This is a genomic window from Pseudorhizobium tarimense (genome assembly GCF_022968135.1).
Taxonomy (GTDB): Bacteria; Pseudomonadota; Alphaproteobacteria; order Rhizobiales; family Rhizobiaceae; genus Neorhizobium; species Neorhizobium tarimense.
This window is the reverse complement of sequence record NZ_JALJRA010000001.1, coordinates 103,031-120,812: the sequence shown is the minus strand read 5'-3', so window position 1 is coordinate 120,812 and position 17,782 is coordinate 103,031. Positions and strand designations below refer to the sequence as shown.

Here is a 17,782-nt window from a genome sequence, read left to right as displayed (position 1 = left end):
GGAGCCGTTGATATTACATCTTTCCCGCCACCTTGATGGCGAAGGCGTATTCGAAGGCGATCTCCTCCAGCCGCTCAAAGCGTCCGGACTTGCCGCCGTGCCCTGCCGCCATGTTGGTCTTCAGCAGATAGGGGCCTGCTTCCGGCGCCGTCTCGCGCAGCTTGGCGATCCACTTGGTCGGCTCCCAATAGGTGACGCGAGGGTCCGTCAGGCCGGAAATCGCCAGGATCGGCGGGTAGGGCTTGGTCGCGACATTGTCGTAGGGGCTGTAGGCGGCGATCCAGCTGTACTCCTCTTCCGATTCCAGCGGATTGCCCCATTCCGGCCATTCCGGCGGGGTGAGCGGCAGCGTGTCGTCGAGCATGGTGTTGAGCACATCGACGAAGGGAACGGCGGCGACGATGCCGGCGAATTTCTCCGGCGCCATGTTGGCGACTGCGCCCATCAGCATGCCGCCGGCAGACCCGCCCTCGGCGATGATGTTCGCGTAGCACGTGAACTTCTCTTCCACCAGATGATCAGCCGCCGCAATGAAGTCCTTGAAGGTATTCTCCTTCTTCTTCATCTTCCCGTCTTCGTACCACGAAAAGCCCTTGTCCTTGCCGCCGCGGATATGGGCAATGGCGTAGACGAAGCCGCGGTCGGCGAGCGACAGCGCATTGGTGGAGAAGCTGGCTGGAATCGTGATACCGTAAGCACCGTAGCCGTAAAGCAGGCAGGGCGCAGAGCCATCGAGCGGCGTATCCGTCCGGTAGAGCAGCGAGACAGGCACCAGTTCGCCGTCATGCGCCCGCGCCATCACCCTCCGGGTAACGTAGTCGTCCGGATTGTGCCCCGAGGGCACTTCCTGCGTCTTCAGAAGCGTCCGCTCGCGCGTCGCCATGTTGTAATCGTAGAGCTGCGACGGCGTTGTCATCGACGAATAGGAGAACCGGATGGTGTCGGTGTCGTATTCCGCGGCTCCCTGAAGGCCAAGCGAATAGGCTTCCTCGTCGAAGGAGATGGTGTGCTCGTTGCCGCTTTGCCTATCACGGATGACGATCTGCGGCAGGCCGTCCTTGCGCTGCAGCCAGACGAGGTGGCGGGCAAAGGCCATATGGCTGATGATCAGCCGTCCCGCTTCGTGCGGCACGACCTCGCGCCAGTTCTCTTTCGTCGGCGCATCAGCCGGCGCTTCCATGATCTTGAAATCCTTGGCGCCGCCGTCGTTGGTCAGGATATAGAAGACGTTGCCGCCTTCCGTCATCGAATATTCGATGCCTTCGACCCGTTCCGCCACCAGTGTCGGTTCGGCCATCAGGTCTTTCGTCGAGAGCAGGCGATATTCCGACGTCTCGTGATCATGCACGTCGATATAGATGAAGTCGTCGAGCAGCGAGCCGCCGACCCCCATGAAGAAGCCCGGGTCCTTCTCCTCGTAGACCAGCCGGTCTTCTGACTGCGGCTGGCCCACGATGTGGTGGAAGACCTTGGACGGCCGGTGGTTCTCGTCCTGCAGCGTATAGAAGAAGCTCTTGCCGTCCGGAGCCCAGACGCCACCGCCGCCGGTGTTCTCGATAACGTCGGAGAGATCCTCGCCGGTCTCCAGATCGCGGATGCGCAGCGTGAAATATTCCGATCCCTTGTCGTCATAGCCCCAAATGCCGAAGCGGTGGTCGGTGGTGTGGTCGAGGCCGGCGAGGCGAAAATAGTCCTTGCCGCTTGCTTCCTTGTCGCCATCGAGCAGCAGCTTCCGGCTTGCTTCATCCTTGTGGTCGGCGTCGCGCGGAATGCGAAAATATCGCGGCTGCTCCCCCCCGGTGACGAAGGAGGTCCCATAGGCGTAAGGACCGTCCTTCATCGGCACCGAGCTGTCGTCTTCCTTGATGCGCCCCTTCATCTCCGCAAACAGCGTCTTCTGCAGCGCCTTGGTGTCCGCCATGGCGGCGCCCACATATGCATTCTCCGCCTCCAGGTGCGCACGCAGTTCGGGGTTGAGCAGGCTCGGGTCCTTGAACATCGCCTGCCAGTTTCCCGCCCGCATCCAGGCATAGTCGTCGGTGCGGGTGATGCCGTGGCGCGTGTCCGATGCCGGCTTCTTTTCAGCAGCGGGCGGGGAGGGAAGGTCGGCGAAGACGGGCTTGCGGGAGACGGACAAGGAAGCACTCCGGTTGGTACGGAAGGGAGTGCCAGAGATAGGAGGCGGCTTGCCGAGAGGCAAGGCGTGTAGAACCGGGTTACTTTTTCTCGCTGTGAGACTCGCGCAAAGCGGCATCGCGCTCGTTTTGCCACCAGACGAAAGCGGCCAAGCAGGCAACACCAATGATTGGCGTCAGGAAGAGGATCAGTTTATCAGTTATGTCTTCAACCTTTCTAGTGCTTTCGCTCCAATCAATGTAGGACCCAAACCGAGCAGGAAACAAGGCAACGGTGAATCGACCAGCCAGGTCGCGCACTGACGCTTGCGCTGATGTCGCCGTAGATGAGCCGCGTAGTAGGTATCAGCACACCAATCAACATGACGCCGATGTCCAAGCCATCGTAATAATTCTGCCCGGAGCTTAATCTTCTCTTTCTCCGCGTCCGAAAGCATCACGCCATTCATCTCATGATCTCCAACAGCGGCCGCTAGATCCTATTTCCCGCTCTGGTAGGTGGCGAATTGCGCCCCCGTCTCCTAGTTTCCGACCGTTCGAATCCCATCGGATGAGGCCAAGTTGAGAAACAAGAAGATTGCAGCCCTGGCGCTTCTGGTGCTGGCGGCCGTCTGTCCCGCGCAGGCCATGGATGCCCGCATCGTCAAGCAGTTGAAGGCGCTGGCGCCGGAGGAACGGCGCGAGCAGCGCTGTGATATCGAGGCAATGAAGCGGATTGCGGACGAGCAGAAGGGACTCAAGCCGGACAAGGTGATCGCCTACACCTTCTCCGATCCGGTCGAGGAGGGCAATTCCGTCAGGGCACCCGGTGCCGCCTTCCGCAGTGGCGGAGACTGGTATCGCCTGAAGTTCAAGTGCGTGACCGGTGAGCGCGGACTGGATATCCGGTCGTTCCATTACAAGGTCGGCGCCAAGATCCCGCGAGGGGAATGGGAACAGTACTACCTCTACGACTAAGCGCGCTCAGCCGGGCAAATGCGGTACCGTCTTGCGCTCCGGAAAGAGTTCGTTGGCAATCGTCATGACGATCAGCGACAGCGGCAGCGCTAGCATGGCGCCGACGGCCCCCCACATCCAGGTCCAGAAGATGATGGCGATGAACACCAGGAAGGGGTTGATCTCCCACTGCCGGCCCATGATCGCGGGAAACACAAGGTTTTCCATCAGCAAGTGCACGACGAAGAAGACGAAGGCCGGCAGGAGGCCGAGGATCAGCGTGTCATGGGTTAAAACCCCACCCAAAGCCACCGAAGCCGTCATTAGAGTAATGCCGAGATAAGGAATGAAGCTCGAGATGAAGGCGAAGATGCCCCACATCACGGGAGAGCCAAGATTGCCCAGGTAGGCGATCACCGTCATCGAAACGCCGAGCGCGAGGTAGAGCATCGCGGCGGTGGCAAAATAGTAGCCGAGAACCTCTTCCATCGAGTTCAGCACGCGGATGGCGATCAGCCGCTGGTGGCGACGCGGGAAGGCCATGATGACCGTCCGGCGCAAACGCACTCGGCCATAGAGAAAGAGCATCAGCGCGGCAAAGAAGATCATCGCTTGGATGATGGCGGGCGTCAGGCTAGCGGTCAGCACGGCCAGCACACTGCTGCTGTTCTCCAGCAGCTTTTCCATCGACATCGGACCCGTCTGGAAGGTCACGGGGCTGATATTTAGCCACTCCTGCCGCTGCAGAAACGGCATCACCCGGTCGATCATCTGCTCGATGATGTCGGGACCGTTTTCGACGAAGAAGCCGATCGGTCCCGCAAGCGCGTTGATCAGAAGGAAGAGGACGACGGCCACCGCCGAGGACAGGATGAGCGCGGTGCCGAACCGCGGCACGCCCATCTCTCCGAGCCGCTCCGCCGCCATGCCGAGAATGATGCCGACGACGATGGCAAGCGTGATCGGGATCAGCACCAGCTTCATGTAGGAAACGACGGCAAGCCCGAGCAGGCAGAAGATTCCGATCAGTGCCCAGCTTGCGGCCACCTCCAGCGCTTCGCGCCCGAGTGGCGTGTAGTCGGTGATGTCGGCGTCTTCGCCGGGCAATGCGGCCTCGGCGCGCGCCAGACGCAATTCGGCCGCCCCTTTTTTCTGTCGCCGGCCCTGTGCGCCTGTAGTCGCCATGATCGTGTCCCCGATGCGCGCCATCAACGCGCAGGGAAGGCGCCGGTTCCGCGGCCTATGACGAAAGGGTGACCTCGATGCCCCAAGGGTCCGTGAGGCGGTGGCCCTCCGCCGTCCGCTCCACCGATATCTCCTGAGAGGCAGCGGCTTTCAGCACTGCATCGAGCGCCTGCTGGTCGTGGAAATGCAGCGTGTAGCCGCCCAGTCCGGTCATGCCGTCGGCACGCGCAGCAGCGCCGCGGCTGTTCCAGATGTTGGCTGCCAGATGATGGTGATAACCGCCGGTGGCAAAGAAGCTAGCGCCGGGGTATCGCGCCATGACCTTGAGACCCATCACGTCGCAATAGAAGCGCTCCGCCTTCGGTAGGTTGCCAACCTTCAGGTGGATGTGTCCGATCATCGTGCCGTCAGCGATGCAACGCCATTTCTCGTCCGGGGCACTGGCGAGCAGTTCGTGCAGGTTAAGCCTCCCCGTCGCCATCTGCACAGTCCCGTCCTCATTGTAGCGCCACTCGTTCGGCCTGCGGTCGCGGTAGATTTCGATGCCGTTGCCTTCCGGGTCGCTGACGTAGACCGCCTCGCTCACCAGATGGTCCGAGGCACCCTCCAGCCGCACGTCCAGTTCGGCCGCATGCGAAAGCCAGCGCGAAAGCTCACGGCGGTCCGGCACGAGGAAGGCTGTGTGGAAGAGCCCCGCCGTCCCGCGCGGTGCTGGCTTCGCGCCCGGCATGTGGACGAGCGTCAAGAGAGGCTCGCCGCCCGCACCGAGGACGTGCCCTTCACGACCATTCTCGATCAGCGCCAGGCCGATCATCGTCTGATAGTAGCGCGACACAAGGTCGAGGTCGGACACGAGGAGACGTACATGCGCCGCATGGACCGGCCGGGTAAGGGCGAAGGGGAGGTTCTGCGCGTTCATGCCAAGCTCCGAGGGCACCGTATCTGGGCCTGCCTCACTGTGCCGCGGCACGACGGTTTGGCCAAGCCCCTGAAGCATTGATAGCTCGTTCAGCGAATGTTGACGACGCTCCCGCCGACTCGATCATGATCAATGCAGCAATGCCCCCGAAGACGACATTGGCGCTGACAGAGGTCATCGTCGTCAGGGGAGCAAACAATGAACAACACCATCATCGTCGCGATCGACGTTGCAGCGCCGGAGAGAGCGGAGCGGATCGTCCCGCGCGCCAGGAAGCTCCTGCGCGAAGGGGGGCAAGTTCGTCCTTGTTGCGGTCGTCGAAGACCTGCCCGGTTATGTGCTCGCCGAGGTGCCGGCCGACATCTCCTTCGATGCGCGGCGCGAAGCGGAAGCCAAGCCTGATGACCTCCGCGGGCACTATGAGACTGCGGCGGATGTTGAGGTGCGCCAGGGCGCACCGGCGCGCGAAATCCTGCAGGCTGCCGAGGCGCATAAGGCCGACCTCATCATGCTTGCTTCGCAGATTTCGCTTGAGCGGCTGGATGTCGTCCCGCACACGCCTTTCTGCAAAAGCTGCGTCAATATGACCAGCTTAAATGCATTGTGAAACAACCGACTACAAAACAACTTGCCTCGCATCGCCTCTCCATTAAATCTGAAGGAGACGCGTTGCGAGGAATGTATGACTGACCTGTTCCGGTTCGGGAGACCTTACGACTTTCACGAGATCGTTGCCGATGGCATCGTGCATGGGATCGGAATCGTGCTGGCGCTCATCGGTGTGACGGCGATGATCTTCTATGCCACCGTCTGGTCGAGCTACGGCGAGATCGCGGCTGCCTGGATCTACGGGCTTGGTCTGCTTCTCTGTCTCTCCATCTCCTTTACCTACAATATCTGGCCGATATCGCGCACCAAATGGATCCTGCGCCGCTTCGACCATTCGGCCATCTTCGTGCTGATCGCCGCCACCTACACGCCCTTCCTTCAGCGCGGCGCGCATGACCCACTGATCCTGTTCATGCTGGTGGCGATCTGGATCACTGCGGCGGGCGGCATCATGCTGAAATGCCTGTTCCCCGGCCGTTGTGATCGGTTGGCGATCCTCCTCTATCTCGCCATGGGTTGGAGCGGCGTCGTTGTGGCCGCGCCGATCTCGCAGTACCTGCCGCCGATCACCGTCTGGCTGATCGTTACCGGCGGCATCATCTACTCGCTCGGGGTGATCTTCCACGTTTGGGAAAAGCTGCGCTTCCAGAACGCCATCTGGCACGCCTTCGTCGTCGCGGCCTCCGCCGTGCATTACGGCGCGGTCATCACCTGCTTCAGCTTCAAGCCGGCCGGCCTTTGATGCCCTGAAACGCTTCGTTACCAGGAGGCGTCCGCTATAGTGGACATGTGACAACTATAATGGAAAAACACATGACGTCCGTCCCGGTCATCCGCGCCGCTACCGAAGCCGATCTGCCCGCCATCATGGAGATCTACAACGACGCTGTCGCCAACACGACGGCGATCTGGAACGACAACCAGGTGGATCTGGCGAACCGGCAGGAGTGGTTTAAGGCGCGCCAGGCGAAGAACTTTCCGGTGCTGGTTGCGGAGCTTGGCGGGCAGGTCGCCGGTTACGCCTCCTACGGCGACTGGCGCGCCTTCGAAGGCTTCCGCCATTCCGTCGAGCACTCTGTCTACGTGCACAAGGAGCACAGAGGCGCGGGCCTTGGCCGGCATCTGATGACGGCGCTGATCGCGGTGGCCGGCGAGCGGAGCATCCACGTGATGATCGCCTGCGTGGAAGCGGGGAATGCCGCCTCCGTGCGGCTGCATGAAAGCCTAGGCTTCCGCAATGTCGGCACCTTCAGCGAGGTCGGCACGAAGTTCGGCCGCTGGCTCGATCTCACCTGCCTTGAACTGCGGGTTCCGCCGCACGGCTGAGAAGCTCTACCCGCGCCTCCACGTCGTCGGCACTCCTGAGCCGACCACCGAAGCGGACGCAGCTTGGCTGTCGCCCTTGCCCGATTGCGGCTTTTTTTGCAGCCAGATTGGGAACAATCGGTATCCTGTCATGTTGCCTAAAGCTGATCCAAGGCGAACAACCGAGGGGGCAGCCACCTATGAGTAACCGTTCAGCACACCGCGACACCTCCCATCCCGTCAGTCGGTGGTATTCCATCCTGCTTGGTGCTCTTCTGGTGCTTCTCGGCCTCGCGATCGGCATCGGTGGTATCTGGCTGATCGCGCTTGGCGGCTCCTGGTATTACGCCGTCGCCGGAATCGGCCTGCTGATCTCGGGCGTGCTGATGGTGATGGGGCGCTATTCGAGTGGGCTCGTCTACGGCGCAACCTATGTCTTTACCGTCATCTGGGCGCTCTGGGAGGTTGGACTTCAGGGATGGCCCCTCGTTCCCCGCCTTGTCGCACCGACGGTTATCCTGCTGCTCGTCTTCTTCGCCATCCCGGCGCTACGCCGTCGCGACCCGCACCCCGGCACGCGCCACGGAATGGCAACCGCGATGGCCATCCTGGCGGCGCTGGGTATCGGCTTGATCGCTGCCCCCTGGATTCGACCGACCACAGTCCTCGCCCAGGCCGAGACGGAGGAGGGGGCCGCTCCCGCCGCCCAGACGCCGGTTCAGCCCCCGGCCGACAGCGGCATCGTCTCTCCGGCACCGCCGGCCGGTAGCGGTATCGTCGCTCCGGCAGAGCCTGCCGAGCCTCTGGCCGATCAGATCCCGGGACGTCAGCCCGCGCTCGATACGGAAAGCGATGTCGTCATCAATCCCGAGGTCCCCCGTGATCCCGCGCCCGAAGGCCAGTCCGCCGAAGAGGACAGGCCGGCCCTTGCAATGCGCGAAACAGGCGCCGATTGGCCGGCCTGGGGCGGCAACCTGCACGGTACGAAATATTCGCCGCTGACGCAGATCACACCCGAAAACGTCGACCAGCTCGAGCGCATCTGGGAATTCCACACCGGCGACCTGCCGTCACCAGAGGCGGAAGGCAAATATTCGCCGGAAAATACGCCGCTGAAGATCGGTGAGAAGCTTTTCGCTTGCACCCCGATGGGCCGCATCATCTCCATTGATGCGCAGTCGGGGAAAGAGGAATGGCATTTCGACCCCGAGGTGCCGGTAGACGCCATTCCCTATGGCGCAACCTGCCGCGGCGTATCCTACTTCGAGGTGCCAGATGCCGATCCCTACGACCCTTGCACAACCCGCATCATCTGGGGCACGCTCGACGCCCGCCTGATCGCGGTTGATGCCGAGACAGGCCGGCTCTGCCTGGAGTTCGGCGACTACGGCATGGTTTATCTCGAACGTGGACTGGGTGAAACTGTGCCCGGCTGGTACGCCATGTCGTCGCCACCCACCATCGTGCGCGGCGTGGTCGTCGTCGGCGCGCAGGTGACCGACGGCAATGCCGAGGATTCCCCCTCCGGCGTCATCCGCGGCTTCGACGCCGTCACCGGCGAGTTCGAGTGGGCCTGGGACCTGGGCCGCCCCGGCGATACCAGCCAGGCCGGCCCGGAGGAAATCTATACCCGCGGAACGCCGAACATGTGGACGATCGCCGCTGGCGACGAGGAGCTCGGCTACGTGTTCCTGCCAATGGGCAATTCGGCCGTCGATTACTACGGCTCGAACCGAAGCGAGCAGGAGAACGAATACTCCACTTCGCTCGTGGCACTGGACGTCACCACCGGCCAACCTGCCTGGCACTTCCAGACTGTCCATCGCGACGTCTGGGACTACGACCTCGGCAGCCAGCCGACGCTGATCGATTTCCCGACCGACAACGGCACGGTGCCGGCCATCATCCTCGCCTCCAAGCAAGGCGACATCTACATCCTCAACCGCGAAACGGGCGAATCCCTGTTTCCGGTCGAGGAGCGGCCGGTGCCGCAGGGCGGCGTCGAGCCGGACTACCTCTCGCCGACCCAGCCCTTTTCCACCTACCACACGCTGGCTTTCCCGCGTCTGGAGGAGGAGGACATGTGGGGCATGTCGCCGATCGACCAGCTGTGGTGCCGCATCCAGTTCCGCCGCTCCCACTACGACGGCATCTACACCCCGCCGACGAGCGACCAGCACTGGATCCAGTATCCCGGCTATAACGGCGGCAATGACTGGGGTTCCGTTGCGGTCGACCCAGAACGGGGCCTGTTGATCGCCAACTACAACAACATGCCGAACCACAACCGGCTGGTGCCGCGCGAAGAGGCCGACGAAGCGGGGCTCAGGGCGATCTATGAGCCGCCGGCCGAGAGCGAAGGCCCACTCGGTGAAGCTGGTCCTCAGATCGGCGCGCCTTACGCCATCGACGTCAATGCCGGCTGGCGGGTGAAATACACCGGACTCCTCTGCAAGGAGCCGCCCTATGGCGGCATCCGGGCCATCGATCTCGCCACCGGCGACACTGTCTGGGATCGCCCCTTTGGCACCGCGCGTCGCAACGGCCCCTTCGGCATCCCCTCCATGCTGCCGATCACCATTGGAACGCCCAACAATGGCGGTCCGGCCGTCACGGCAGGTGGCCTGATCTTCATCGCCGCAACCACCGATAACCTGATCCACGCGATCGACATCGAGACCGGCGAAACGCTGTGGACCGACGTGCTTCCAGGCGGCGGTCAGGCAAACCCACTGGTGGTGGAAGTCGCCGGACGCGAGTTCGTGATCATCTATCCCGGCGGTCACCACTTCATGGAAACGCCGATCAGCGATACCATCATCGCTTACGCGCTGCCTGAAGGCTAACGGGCAGTCTCAGCCGCCGACATACTGGAAATAGGCCCAGGCCAGCACGAAAGCGGCGACGACGCCGGCCAGCGTGACGAATTTGCGCAGCCCCGGGGTGGGGTTGCGCGCCGGCTTCGGCTCCTTCGGCTTCGGCGGGCGCTTGAACTTTACCACATTCGACATCGTTTCTCCTGCGCAATTCCGGACAGGCGGCACGATGGCCGCCGTCCGCCTTGGATATCAGCGGGAGAAACCGGAGGGAATAGCTGGTCTGCTTCCGCCTAGCGCTGCGGGCAGCGAGTAGTGTATTGAGCAGCCGCTGCCTCTCACGTCTTGCCCGCTTCCGCAGATCTTCGTTAAAGGTTTTCCCATGACTCTTATCGCCTCACACGTCTACCGTGGCGGCAAACGGAGCGAACTGGTTCCGCTGGACGGAGCGCCTCCTGCGCTTGGGCCCGAGGACTTCCTCTGGATCGGCCTACACGACCCAGTCGCAAGCGAGATCGAGGGGCTGGCGAAAACCTTTGGGCTTCACCAACTTGCCGTGGAAGATGCCTTGTCGGCCCATCAGGTGCCGAAGGTGGAGATCTACGGAGAGCAGCTGTTTGTTGTCGCTAAGACCGCACATTTGGAAGGCGACAAGATCCGCTATGGCGAGACCGCGATCTTTGTTGGCAGGCAGCACATCATTTCGGTTCGCCACGGCTCGGCACGGGGCCATGCGGATTTGCGATCGCAGCTGGAAGCATCGCCCCAGTATCTCTCGCAAGGTCCCGATTACGTTCTGCATGCCATTCTTGATTTTATCGTCGACGGATATCTTCCGGTTGTCCAGGAGATCGAGGACAAGGTACTGAAGATGGAAAAGCACATGCTCGCCTCCTTTCTCGAGCGTGAGCAGATCCGCCGCTTGTTTCGCCTGCGGCGCCAGCTGATCCTCTTTGGTCGCATTCTCGGCCCGATGTCGGACGTCACAGGCAAGCTGGTCCATCTCGATCTGCCCTGCATCGACCAGAACGCCAAGCCGTTCTTTCGCGACGTCAACGACCATGTCAGGCGGGTCGAGGGCATGGTGGGCGGCTTGCGCGAAGTGATCACCTTGGTATTTGAAGCATCCAATCTCCTGGAGCAGCAGCGGCAGGGAGCTATCACCCGCCAGCTTGCCTCCTGGGCGGCCATTCTCGCTGTGCCAACCGCGATCGCTGGCATATATGGAATGAACTTCGAGAACATGCCCGAACTGACCACTCGCTACGGCTATTATGTGGTGCTGCTTGTGATCTTCGGCCTGTGCGCGCTCCTTTACTACAGGTTCAAAAAAACCGGCTGGCTATGATAGATCTGGCGCAGTCACCGGAGCGGTCGCGGCTGCGTCCGCTGCGCTAGACTTGCGAGCACGGCTGCCTTTCGTGTCGCCTTGCCTCATGCTCGTCGGTCCGCAGCCATTCGTTGATCGTCCGGTGCAGATGGCGGTGGGTCTTGCGCGCGATTGCCAGCGGAAAGCGGTCGAAGCCGTGTACGCCCTGAGGAACCGCCACAAGCTCCGCGTTGCTGTTGGCCTTGTTCCACCGATCTGCCATCCGGATGCTGTCGTCGAAGACGGGATCGAGCTCGCCGGCAATGAAGAGGGCGGGCGGCAGGCCGGAGAAATCCGCGTAGAGCGGCGAAAGCCGAGGGTTGCGGCGCTCCTCGTCCGTCAGGCCAGATGTCAGGCGCTGCAGATTGCGAAACGCAGCCTGGCCATCGATCAGCAGCGTCCTGTTCGAGGAGTTCCGCAGGCCCGGCGATCCGGCCATGTCGTAGGCGCCGTAAAAGAGCGCCGCACCGGAAAGCCTTGCATCCGTCTGCAGGTCGCGCAGGTGGAGAAGGGCGCAGGCGGCGAGATGCGCGCCGGAAGACTGGCCGCCGACGATGATGTTCCGGCTCCCGAATTCCGCACCGGCGGTGACCGCCCATTCGGCCGCCCGGTGCGCATCGGCGATGGCAAGGTCCAGCCGGTCGTCGATGGCGAGGTGATGGTCGACGCTGGCAACCGCCACCCGGCAGTTGCCGGCGATCGCGCGATTGAGTCGGTCGTCGAAGCGCGGCGTCCCCATCACCCAGGCGCCCCCATGGAAGGTGAGGTAGACACCGCGCGGTGCCCCCTTCGGGCGGATCAGCCGCAGCTTGAGAGGCCGATCGCCGCCCTTGATCAGCCGATCCTCAACCGTCAGCTCGTCATCGGGGGGGAACGGTCGCGGCACTGCGTCCCAGGCGCGCAGCAGCGTCTGGATCAGCCGGGCATTCCAGCGGCGGTCGGTGCGATAGCGCGGCAGAAACCGCAGCAGGCGGTTGAACCGTTCGGCCTGCCGGATCTCCCAACCTACGAACTCAAGACTCATGGGGAAGTGACGAGCCTCCTCACACCCGCGTCCAGTTGAGACAGCCGGCCGGCAGGATCGAATTGCCGACGAGCAGGGCGCCGTACCGGTAGAAGACGTCGGCATTGCCGCCGCCGGAGATATCCACGGCCCAGACGGTGTCGCCGGCATCCGACCACAGCAGCCTTGCATTCGCAGCCGCAATGCCGGCCATGGCCTGCGCGGGCGAGGTGCCGGGCCGAAACACCACCATGGCCGTTACGTCATCAGGGGCGGGCAGAGCGGCGAACGGACCGGCGATCAGGATGGCGGCCACCAGGCCGGCATGCGAGCGAAGCATTGCGCCGCCTCCGCCCGGTCCACGCCTGCGTAGTACCAGGCCGAGCGCCGCCGGGAGAAGGCCGAAGACGACGAACCAGAGCAGATCCCAGAACAGCGGGTTCTCAGCATCCATACGGATCCGGTGGATGCCGAGGATCCAGTGCGACAGAAAGCTGTCAATGATGTGCCAGGCGCCGAAGCCGATTAGCGCATTGCCAACGAGTAGGCGATCCGCGCCGGTCATCGGTAACTGCCGCCGGCCTCGCCAGAGGAGCCACAGCCCAAGCGCCGCGACCATATACATCAGCACGTGGAAGAGCCCGTCGGTCAGGATCAGGAAGCGGATATCGGTGCGCGCGCCCTCGATGCCGCTCAAAAGATGGTGCCATTGCAGCACCTGGTGCAGAAGGATGCCGTCGAAGAAGCCGCCGAGCGCGAAACCCAGCGAATAGCCTGCCCAGCGGAGCGGCGGCGAGGCGGCAGCCTCACCGGATGCGGTCTGAGAGGTCGCTGACACCTCAATCCTCCTTCACTTCCTAGCTTTCGCACTAACAGGATTGGGATGTGGAAGTTCCGCGCGCCGGCCACCCGCCTTGGTCTCACCCAACCTCCTTCAGCACCTCGATGAAGGCCCGAAGGGCGAGCGGAACATGCCGATGGCCGGGATATTAGAGGCAGAGTCCGTCGATCGGCGGACACCAATCCTCCAGCGCCATCTTCAGGCGTCCGGCTGAAAGGCCGTCCTGTGCTGCGATCAGAGGAATATAGGCAAGGCCGAGGCCTTTTTCGGCGGCCACGACCATCATCTCGACGCTGTCGAGCCTCAGCGGTCCCGGGACATCGACCACACTCTCTTCGCCGCGACGCTCGAACTCCCACCGATAAAGCGGCGCGCTTCGAAAATCATCCACCTCCGAAAGTTGCTGCGTCGAGATCCTGCAGCATCGGGCTCAGCCGATCGAAAAGCCGTTGCCCCCTCGGTCGGTGCGACACTCCGCGTCGTCCGGTTGAGGAGCCTCACAGCCATGCGTTCCTCGAGGCTGCGCAGCGTGTGGCTGAGTGCAATGGAGCAAGCCCCAAGTCATCGGCCGCCTTGCGGAAACTGCGGTGCGCCACCACGGCAGTGAATGCCGTGAGGTCGCTGAGGGACGCCTTCTTATTTATGAATATATACCATCAGTCGATGCAGGACTGGATGGATATTAGGAGAAACGACCCGCTGTACACTCCTCCTCGAACCAAGGGCGACAGGGCCCAGCGAAGGAGAAAAGCAATGACACAGACATGCTTTATCACCGGCACCTCCTCCGGCTTTGGCAGGATCCTGTCGGAGAAGCTTCTGGCACGCGGCGACCGCGTAGGCGCGACGCTCCGCCGCCAGGGCGCGCTCGATGATCTGAAGGGCATTCATGACGAGCGCCTGTGGGTTGCAACCCTCGACCTGACCGACACGACCGCAATTCCCGATACCGTCGAACATGCATTTGCTGAGTCGGCCGCGTCGTCGCCAGCAATGCCGGCTACGGCCTATTCGGTGCGGCAGCAGATCCGCCGTCAGATCGAAGTGCATACGCGTCGTATGTCAATAAGCATACGATGCGTATGTCAGTGAGAGGAGGCCGGGTGGGGCCGTAAGACGACGTGCCGACATGGTGGAAGAAACCAGAAGCAAGCTGATCCGGGCCGCCCGTAAGGCGTTCGCCGAAAAAGGTTATACGGCTGCCTCCATGGATGACCTGACCGCCGAAGCCGGCCTTACGCGCGGTGCGCTCTACCATAACTTCGGCGACAAGAAGGGCCTGCTGCAGGCGGTGATCGACCAGATCGATGGGGAGATGCTCGTGCGGATGCGTGCGGCCCGCGACGAGGCCAACACGCTCTGGCTCGGCTTCCTTGCCGAAGGCATCGCCTACATCGAGATGGCACTGGAGCCGGAGATCCAGCGCATCATGCTGTTCGATGGTCCGGCGGTGCTCGGCGATCCGTCGCGATGGCCAAACCAGAATGCCTGCCTTCAGACGACGGCGCAAACGATCGAAGCGCTGATCATCGACGGTACGGCAAAGCCGGTCGACGCCGAAGCCGCCGCCCGGCTAGTCAATGGTGCTGCCCTAAATGCAGCCCTCTGGATCGCCGCCTCCGGGGACCCCCGTGCCACGCATGACAAGGCGGTCGGAGCGTTGCGCCAGCTCGTGAGCGGCCTGCATCGCGCGGACGGCGAGTGAGCCGTCCTCAGTCCCGCGACGTCATCCATACCCCCGCCAGCGTCACCGCGAGCCCGACGAACATCGCCATCGTCAGCGGCTCGGAAAACAGCGCCCAGGCCCAGAGCATGGTCACCGGCGGGCTGAGGTAGATGGCGGCACTCACCTTGGCGACGGGAAACATCCTGAGACTCGTATAATAGATGCCATAGGCCATGAAGGTGGCGATCAGCACAAGCCAGGCGATCCCAATGGCGAAGTCCTGCGTCATCGGCGGCGCGAGGCCGCCCTGCAGCATCGCGCAGAACCCGAAGAGTAACGCGCCGGTCAGGGTATGGATGCAGAGGCTCTGATGGACGGGCATCGGTTCGGTCCGTCTGCGCCGGTAAAGGACGGAAGCCAGCGCGAAGACGAGCATCGAGCCAACGGTCACCCCATAGGCCCAGAGTGGCGCTTTTCCGAAGCTCAGGCTGTCGAAGGAAACGATCAGTACGCCCGAGACCGCGATCGCTGTGCCGAGCCATTGCCGGCGACTCAAGGGTTCTCCGAGCACCGGCTGCGACAGCGCGGCAATGGCCAGCGGCACGAGGTCGGAGATGAGCGCCACCAGCCCTGTCGGCACCCGCTGCTCGATCGCCAGCGCAAACCCCCCAAGATAAAGAAAGACCGACATCACGCCGAAGAGTATCTGTTCAAGGATGCCGCGCCAGCGCAGTCTCGGGCCGAAGGCCAGCGCAAACGGCAGCAGGATCAGCCCGGAAAGCAGCGTGCGCCAGAACAGAAGCAGCGCGACACTTGCCTCTTCGCTCGCATAGCGGATGCCGACGAAGCCGGAACTCCAGCCGATGATCAGGAGCGCCGCCATCAGCGGCCAGAGCAGCCGGCTGTACCGTGGCGGCGTCGATAAAAGGGCCTGTTCGTTCATGGGGCCTCGTGCGACAGGAAGGACGCCATGCTCTATCCCAACACCTGCCGGCTATCACATGACAAATTTTGATAAAATCATGACAGGGCCGTCAGATCTGTCATTTCGGCTTGCCGCCGCAGCGTTTCCCCGTCATGCTTCCGCTAAAGGGAGATCGCCGATGAACGCAGTGAGCGACCTGAACAACCGGCGGCTGGAGATCGATGCGCTGCGGGTGCTGTCGGCTGTCCGCCACCACGGCGGCGTCACACGTGCGGCCGAGGCCCTCGGCCTATCGCAGTCGGCCGTCAGCCACAAGATCCGGCGGCTCGAGACAAGCCTCGGCTGCCAGCTGATGGTCCGAAAGCCCGGCGCGCCCACCTTCACGACGACGGGGGAGGACCTGCTCGATTATGCGGTGCGCATCCTCAGCCTGCATGACGAGGCGCTGCTCAGCCTGTCGAAGACGACGCTTGCCGGGCGCCTCACGCTGGGGTTGACGGAGGACACCACCTGCAGCGACCTTGCCCGCATCCTCGGCCGCTTCCGTCGGCTGCATCCGCAGGTCACGGTGCGCACGCGGGTGCGCATGAGCCTGGTGCTGCGCGCCATGCTGGATGAGAGCGAGATCGATGCCGCCATCGTGCAGGTCTTCGCCCATGAGGTTCGCCCAACGGATGTCGTCCTGTTTCGCGAACAGCTGCATTGGGTGAAGCATCCGGAACTGGAGCTGCAGCCGGAAAAGGGCATCCCCTTCCTCTCCTTCGACGACGACTGCTTCTATCGCCGCTGGGCCTTCGATATCGGCCAGGACGGGGACGTGATGCTGGAAACGGTGTTCGAATGCGCAAGTTCGGCCGGCATCGTCTCCGCCGTGATGGCGGGCCTTGGCGTCGCGCTCTTGAACGAACGCCACCTGCGGCCGGAGATGGAGATCCTTGATCACGGCCTGCCGCAGCCGCCAGAACTGGCCTATGTGCTGCGCCGCGGCCGCAAGGTTCGCAATCCGGCGCTCGATACGTTGGTGGCCGAGATCAAGACCGGCATCAGCCGCCATGGCGGCCTCGTGCTGGCAAGTTGATAGGGCCGCTGAACCCGAGCCTCGTTTCGTGCGTTGATCAGGGGAGCGCGTCTCGAAGATGGAGAGAGCCGATGCAGGTGAGCAAGTTTGCAGTCTCTGACGCCGAATTCGAACGGTCCCCTGGGCAGGAAGGCGACATCTTCGCCGGCAACGTGATCGACCAGCGCCACGGCGGACCGGTCACGATCGGCTTCGGCCGCTATGGCCCCTTTCAGAGCCTGGAGGAAACCATGCTGGTCCACGACACGATGGTGGTGCTGGAGGGACGCCTGACGGTCTCAACCGAAACCGTCAACGTCACGGCGGGGCCGGGCGAGGTGATCTACATGCCGAAGGGCGAGACCGTCACCATCCGTTCCCACGAGGAAGGCGCGGTTACCGCCTACGTCACCTATCCGCATTGGCAGGAGGCGAGGGATTGACCGCTTCATCCTTCGTCGCTCTCGGGCGCCTCCTTCGCAGTCTCAGCCCGGCAAAGACCGCCCATGTCTGACGCCACGGCAGATCCGGACCTTCGCTGGCGGAGCTTCTTTGCCGATACGCTGGCGCTGATCGTCTTCTTCACCGCAACCGGCATCCTCAACGAGCGCTTCATCGCAGGCATGACCTGGCAAGAGGTCTTCCAAGCCCGCCTTCTCGGTGCGGCGCTGATGGTGCCCGTCGGCCGACCGTACGGGCTCTGGCGCGACTGGATCATGCGCCGTGCTGGAGACACGCGCGCCTCGCAGCTCTTCTGGGACAGCGTGGCGCTGATCAGCTTCCAGGTGCCGATCTATGTCGCCATCATCGCCGTCAGCGGCGCTTCCGGCGCCGGCCTCGTCCGCGGCACGCTCGGTGCCGCCGCCATGATGCTCCTCCTCGGCCGCCCCTACGGCGCATTTCTCAACCGGGTGCGAAGAGCCTTTGGCCTGCCGCCGGGCGGGGAGAAGCCGATGTCGCTGAACAGCTGAGGGTAGGGCGGTGTCATAAGCGGAGCAGCCGCGAAACTGCGCGGC

Annotated in this window: 18 protein-coding genes and 1 pseudogene; 11 read left to right on the top strand and 8 right to left on the bottom strand. The window is 63.0% G+C overall.

Annotated features, from left to right (window positions below):
- Positions 1-13: 13 nt before the first annotated feature.
- Positions 14-2,137 carry a S9 family peptidase gene (locus MUU54_RS00630; protein WP_247242089.1) on the bottom strand — a complete coding sequence of 708 codons (2,124 nt, stop codon included), beginning with the start codon at positions 2,135-2,137 and terminating at the stop codon, positions 14-16.
- Positions 2,138-2,696: 559 nt separating this feature from the next.
- Here MUU54_RS00630 and MUU54_RS00625 point away from each other — a divergent pair.
- Positions 2,697-3,092, top strand: a complete 396-nt coding sequence (locus MUU54_RS00625) for a DUF930 domain-containing protein (RefSeq protein WP_376742030.1) — start codon at positions 2,697-2,699, stop codon at positions 3,090-3,092.
- Between the two features lie 6 nt (positions 3,093-3,098).
- Here the strand turns inward: MUU54_RS00625 and MUU54_RS00620 are convergent, their stop codons facing one another.
- Both MUU54_RS00620 and MUU54_RS00615 read right to left on the bottom strand, forming a co-directional pair.
- Positions 3,099-4,256, bottom strand: coding sequence for an AI-2E family transporter (locus MUU54_RS00620; RefSeq protein WP_247242088.1), 1,158 nt, complete (start codon positions 4,254-4,256; stop codon positions 3,099-3,101).
- Between the two features lie 55 nt (positions 4,257-4,311).
- The gene (locus MUU54_RS00615; RefSeq protein WP_247242087.1) at positions 4,312-5,175 is read right to left on the bottom strand and encodes a VOC family protein; all 864 of its coding nucleotides are present in this window, start codon (positions 5,173-5,175) and stop codon (positions 4,312-4,314) included.
- A gap of 229 nt (positions 5,176-5,404) precedes the next feature.
- Here MUU54_RS00615 and MUU54_RS00610 point away from each other — a divergent pair, with 229 nt between their 5' ends.
- The 4 genes from MUU54_RS00610 to MUU54_RS00595 all read left to right on the top strand — a co-directional run bounded on the left by MUU54_RS00610 (position 5,405) and on the right by MUU54_RS00595 (position 9,935).
- Entirely contained in the window at positions 5,405-5,782 is a 378-nt protein-coding gene (locus MUU54_RS00610) for a universal stress protein (protein WP_281433160.1), read from the top strand.
- Positions 5,783-5,857: 75 nt separating this feature from the next.
- A complete protein-coding gene (gene trhA / locus MUU54_RS00605) occupies positions 5,858-6,526 on the top strand; it encodes a PAQR family membrane homeostasis protein TrhA (protein WP_247242085.1) in 669 nt (222 codons plus the stop codon).
- Between the two features lie 71 nt (positions 6,527-6,597).
- On the top strand, positions 6,598-7,110 hold the full coding sequence (locus MUU54_RS00600; protein ID WP_247242084.1) for a GNAT family N-acetyltransferase: 513 nt from the start codon (positions 6,598-6,600) through the stop codon (positions 7,108-7,110).
- 179 nt (positions 7,111-7,289) lie between these two features.
- Positions 7,290-9,935, top strand: a complete 2,646-nt coding sequence (locus MUU54_RS00595) for an outer membrane protein assembly factor BamB family protein (RefSeq protein ID WP_247242083.1) — start codon at positions 7,290-7,292, stop codon at positions 9,933-9,935.
- A gap of 9 nt (positions 9,936-9,944) precedes the next feature.
- On the opposite strand, the gene MUU54_RS00590 is transcribed toward MUU54_RS00595, so the two are convergent.
- Positions 9,945-10,100 carry a hypothetical protein gene (locus tag MUU54_RS00590; RefSeq protein ID WP_247242082.1) on the bottom strand — a complete coding sequence of 52 codons (156 nt, stop codon included), beginning with the start codon at positions 10,098-10,100 and terminating at the stop codon, positions 9,945-9,947.
- A gap of 187 nt (positions 10,101-10,287) precedes the next feature.
- Between MUU54_RS00590 and MUU54_RS00585 the strand changes: the two genes are divergently transcribed.
- On the top strand, positions 10,288-11,253 hold the full coding sequence (locus MUU54_RS00585) for a magnesium and cobalt transport protein CorA (RefSeq protein WP_247242081.1): 966 nt from the start codon (positions 10,288-10,290) through the stop codon (positions 11,251-11,253).
- A 46-nt stretch (positions 11,254-11,299) separates the two neighbouring features.
- Here MUU54_RS00585 and MUU54_RS00580 read toward each other — a convergent pair whose 3' ends face one another.
- The 3 genes and pseudogenes from MUU54_RS00580 to MUU54_RS00570 all read right to left on the bottom strand — a co-directional run bounded on the left by MUU54_RS00580 (position 11,300) and on the right by MUU54_RS00570 (position 13,762).
- Positions 11,300-12,298 carry an alpha/beta hydrolase gene (locus MUU54_RS00580; RefSeq protein WP_247242080.1) on the bottom strand — a complete coding sequence of 333 codons (999 nt, stop codon included), beginning with the start codon at positions 12,296-12,298 and terminating at the stop codon, positions 11,300-11,302.
- A 19-nt stretch (positions 12,299-12,317) separates the two neighbouring features.
- Positions 12,318-13,115 carry a DUF2243 domain-containing protein gene (locus MUU54_RS00575; RefSeq protein ID WP_247242079.1) on the bottom strand — a complete coding sequence of 266 codons (798 nt, stop codon included), beginning with the start codon at positions 13,113-13,115 and terminating at the stop codon, positions 12,318-12,320.
- A gap of 82 nt (positions 13,116-13,197) precedes the next feature.
- A pseudogene (locus MUU54_RS00570) lies at positions 13,198-13,762 on the bottom strand (LysR family transcriptional regulator).
- Between the two features lie 109 nt (positions 13,763-13,871).
- Here MUU54_RS00570 and MUU54_RS00565 point away from each other — a divergent pair.
- Both MUU54_RS00565 and MUU54_RS00560 read left to right on the top strand, forming a co-directional pair.
- Entirely contained in the window at positions 13,872-14,210 is a 339-nt protein-coding gene (locus tag MUU54_RS00565) for an SDR family NAD(P)-dependent oxidoreductase (protein WP_376742029.1), read from the top strand.
- Between the two features lie 37 nt (positions 14,211-14,247).
- Complete coding sequence (locus MUU54_RS00560; protein WP_247242078.1) at positions 14,248-14,823, top strand: TetR/AcrR family transcriptional regulator; 576 nt, start codon at positions 14,248-14,250, stop codon at positions 14,821-14,823.
- Between the two features lie 7 nt (positions 14,824-14,830).
- On the opposite strand, the gene MUU54_RS00555 is transcribed toward MUU54_RS00560, so the two are convergent.
- Positions 14,831-15,727 (bottom strand): DMT family transporter, encoded by an 897-nt coding sequence (locus tag MUU54_RS00555; RefSeq protein WP_247242077.1) that lies wholly within the window; start codon positions 15,725-15,727, stop codon positions 14,831-14,833.
- 160 nt (positions 15,728-15,887) lie between these two features.
- Here MUU54_RS00555 and MUU54_RS00550 point away from each other — a divergent pair, with 160 nt between their 5' ends.
- The 3 genes from MUU54_RS00550 to alaE all read left to right on the top strand — a co-directional run bounded on the left by MUU54_RS00550 (position 15,888) and on the right by alaE (position 17,737).
- A complete protein-coding gene (locus MUU54_RS00550; protein ID WP_281433159.1) occupies positions 15,888-16,787 on the top strand; it encodes a LysR family transcriptional regulator in 900 nt (299 codons plus the stop codon).
- Between the two features lie 71 nt (positions 16,788-16,858).
- Positions 16,859-17,209, top strand: a complete 351-nt coding sequence (locus MUU54_RS00545) for a EutQ-related cupin domain-containing protein (RefSeq protein WP_247242076.1) — start codon at positions 16,859-16,861, stop codon at positions 17,207-17,209.
- A 63-nt stretch (positions 17,210-17,272) separates the two neighbouring features.
- Positions 17,273-17,737, top strand: a complete 465-nt coding sequence (gene alaE / locus MUU54_RS00540; protein ID WP_247242075.1) for an L-alanine exporter AlaE — start codon at positions 17,273-17,275, stop codon at positions 17,735-17,737.
- The last annotated feature ends 45 nt before the right edge of the window (positions 17,738-17,782 follow it).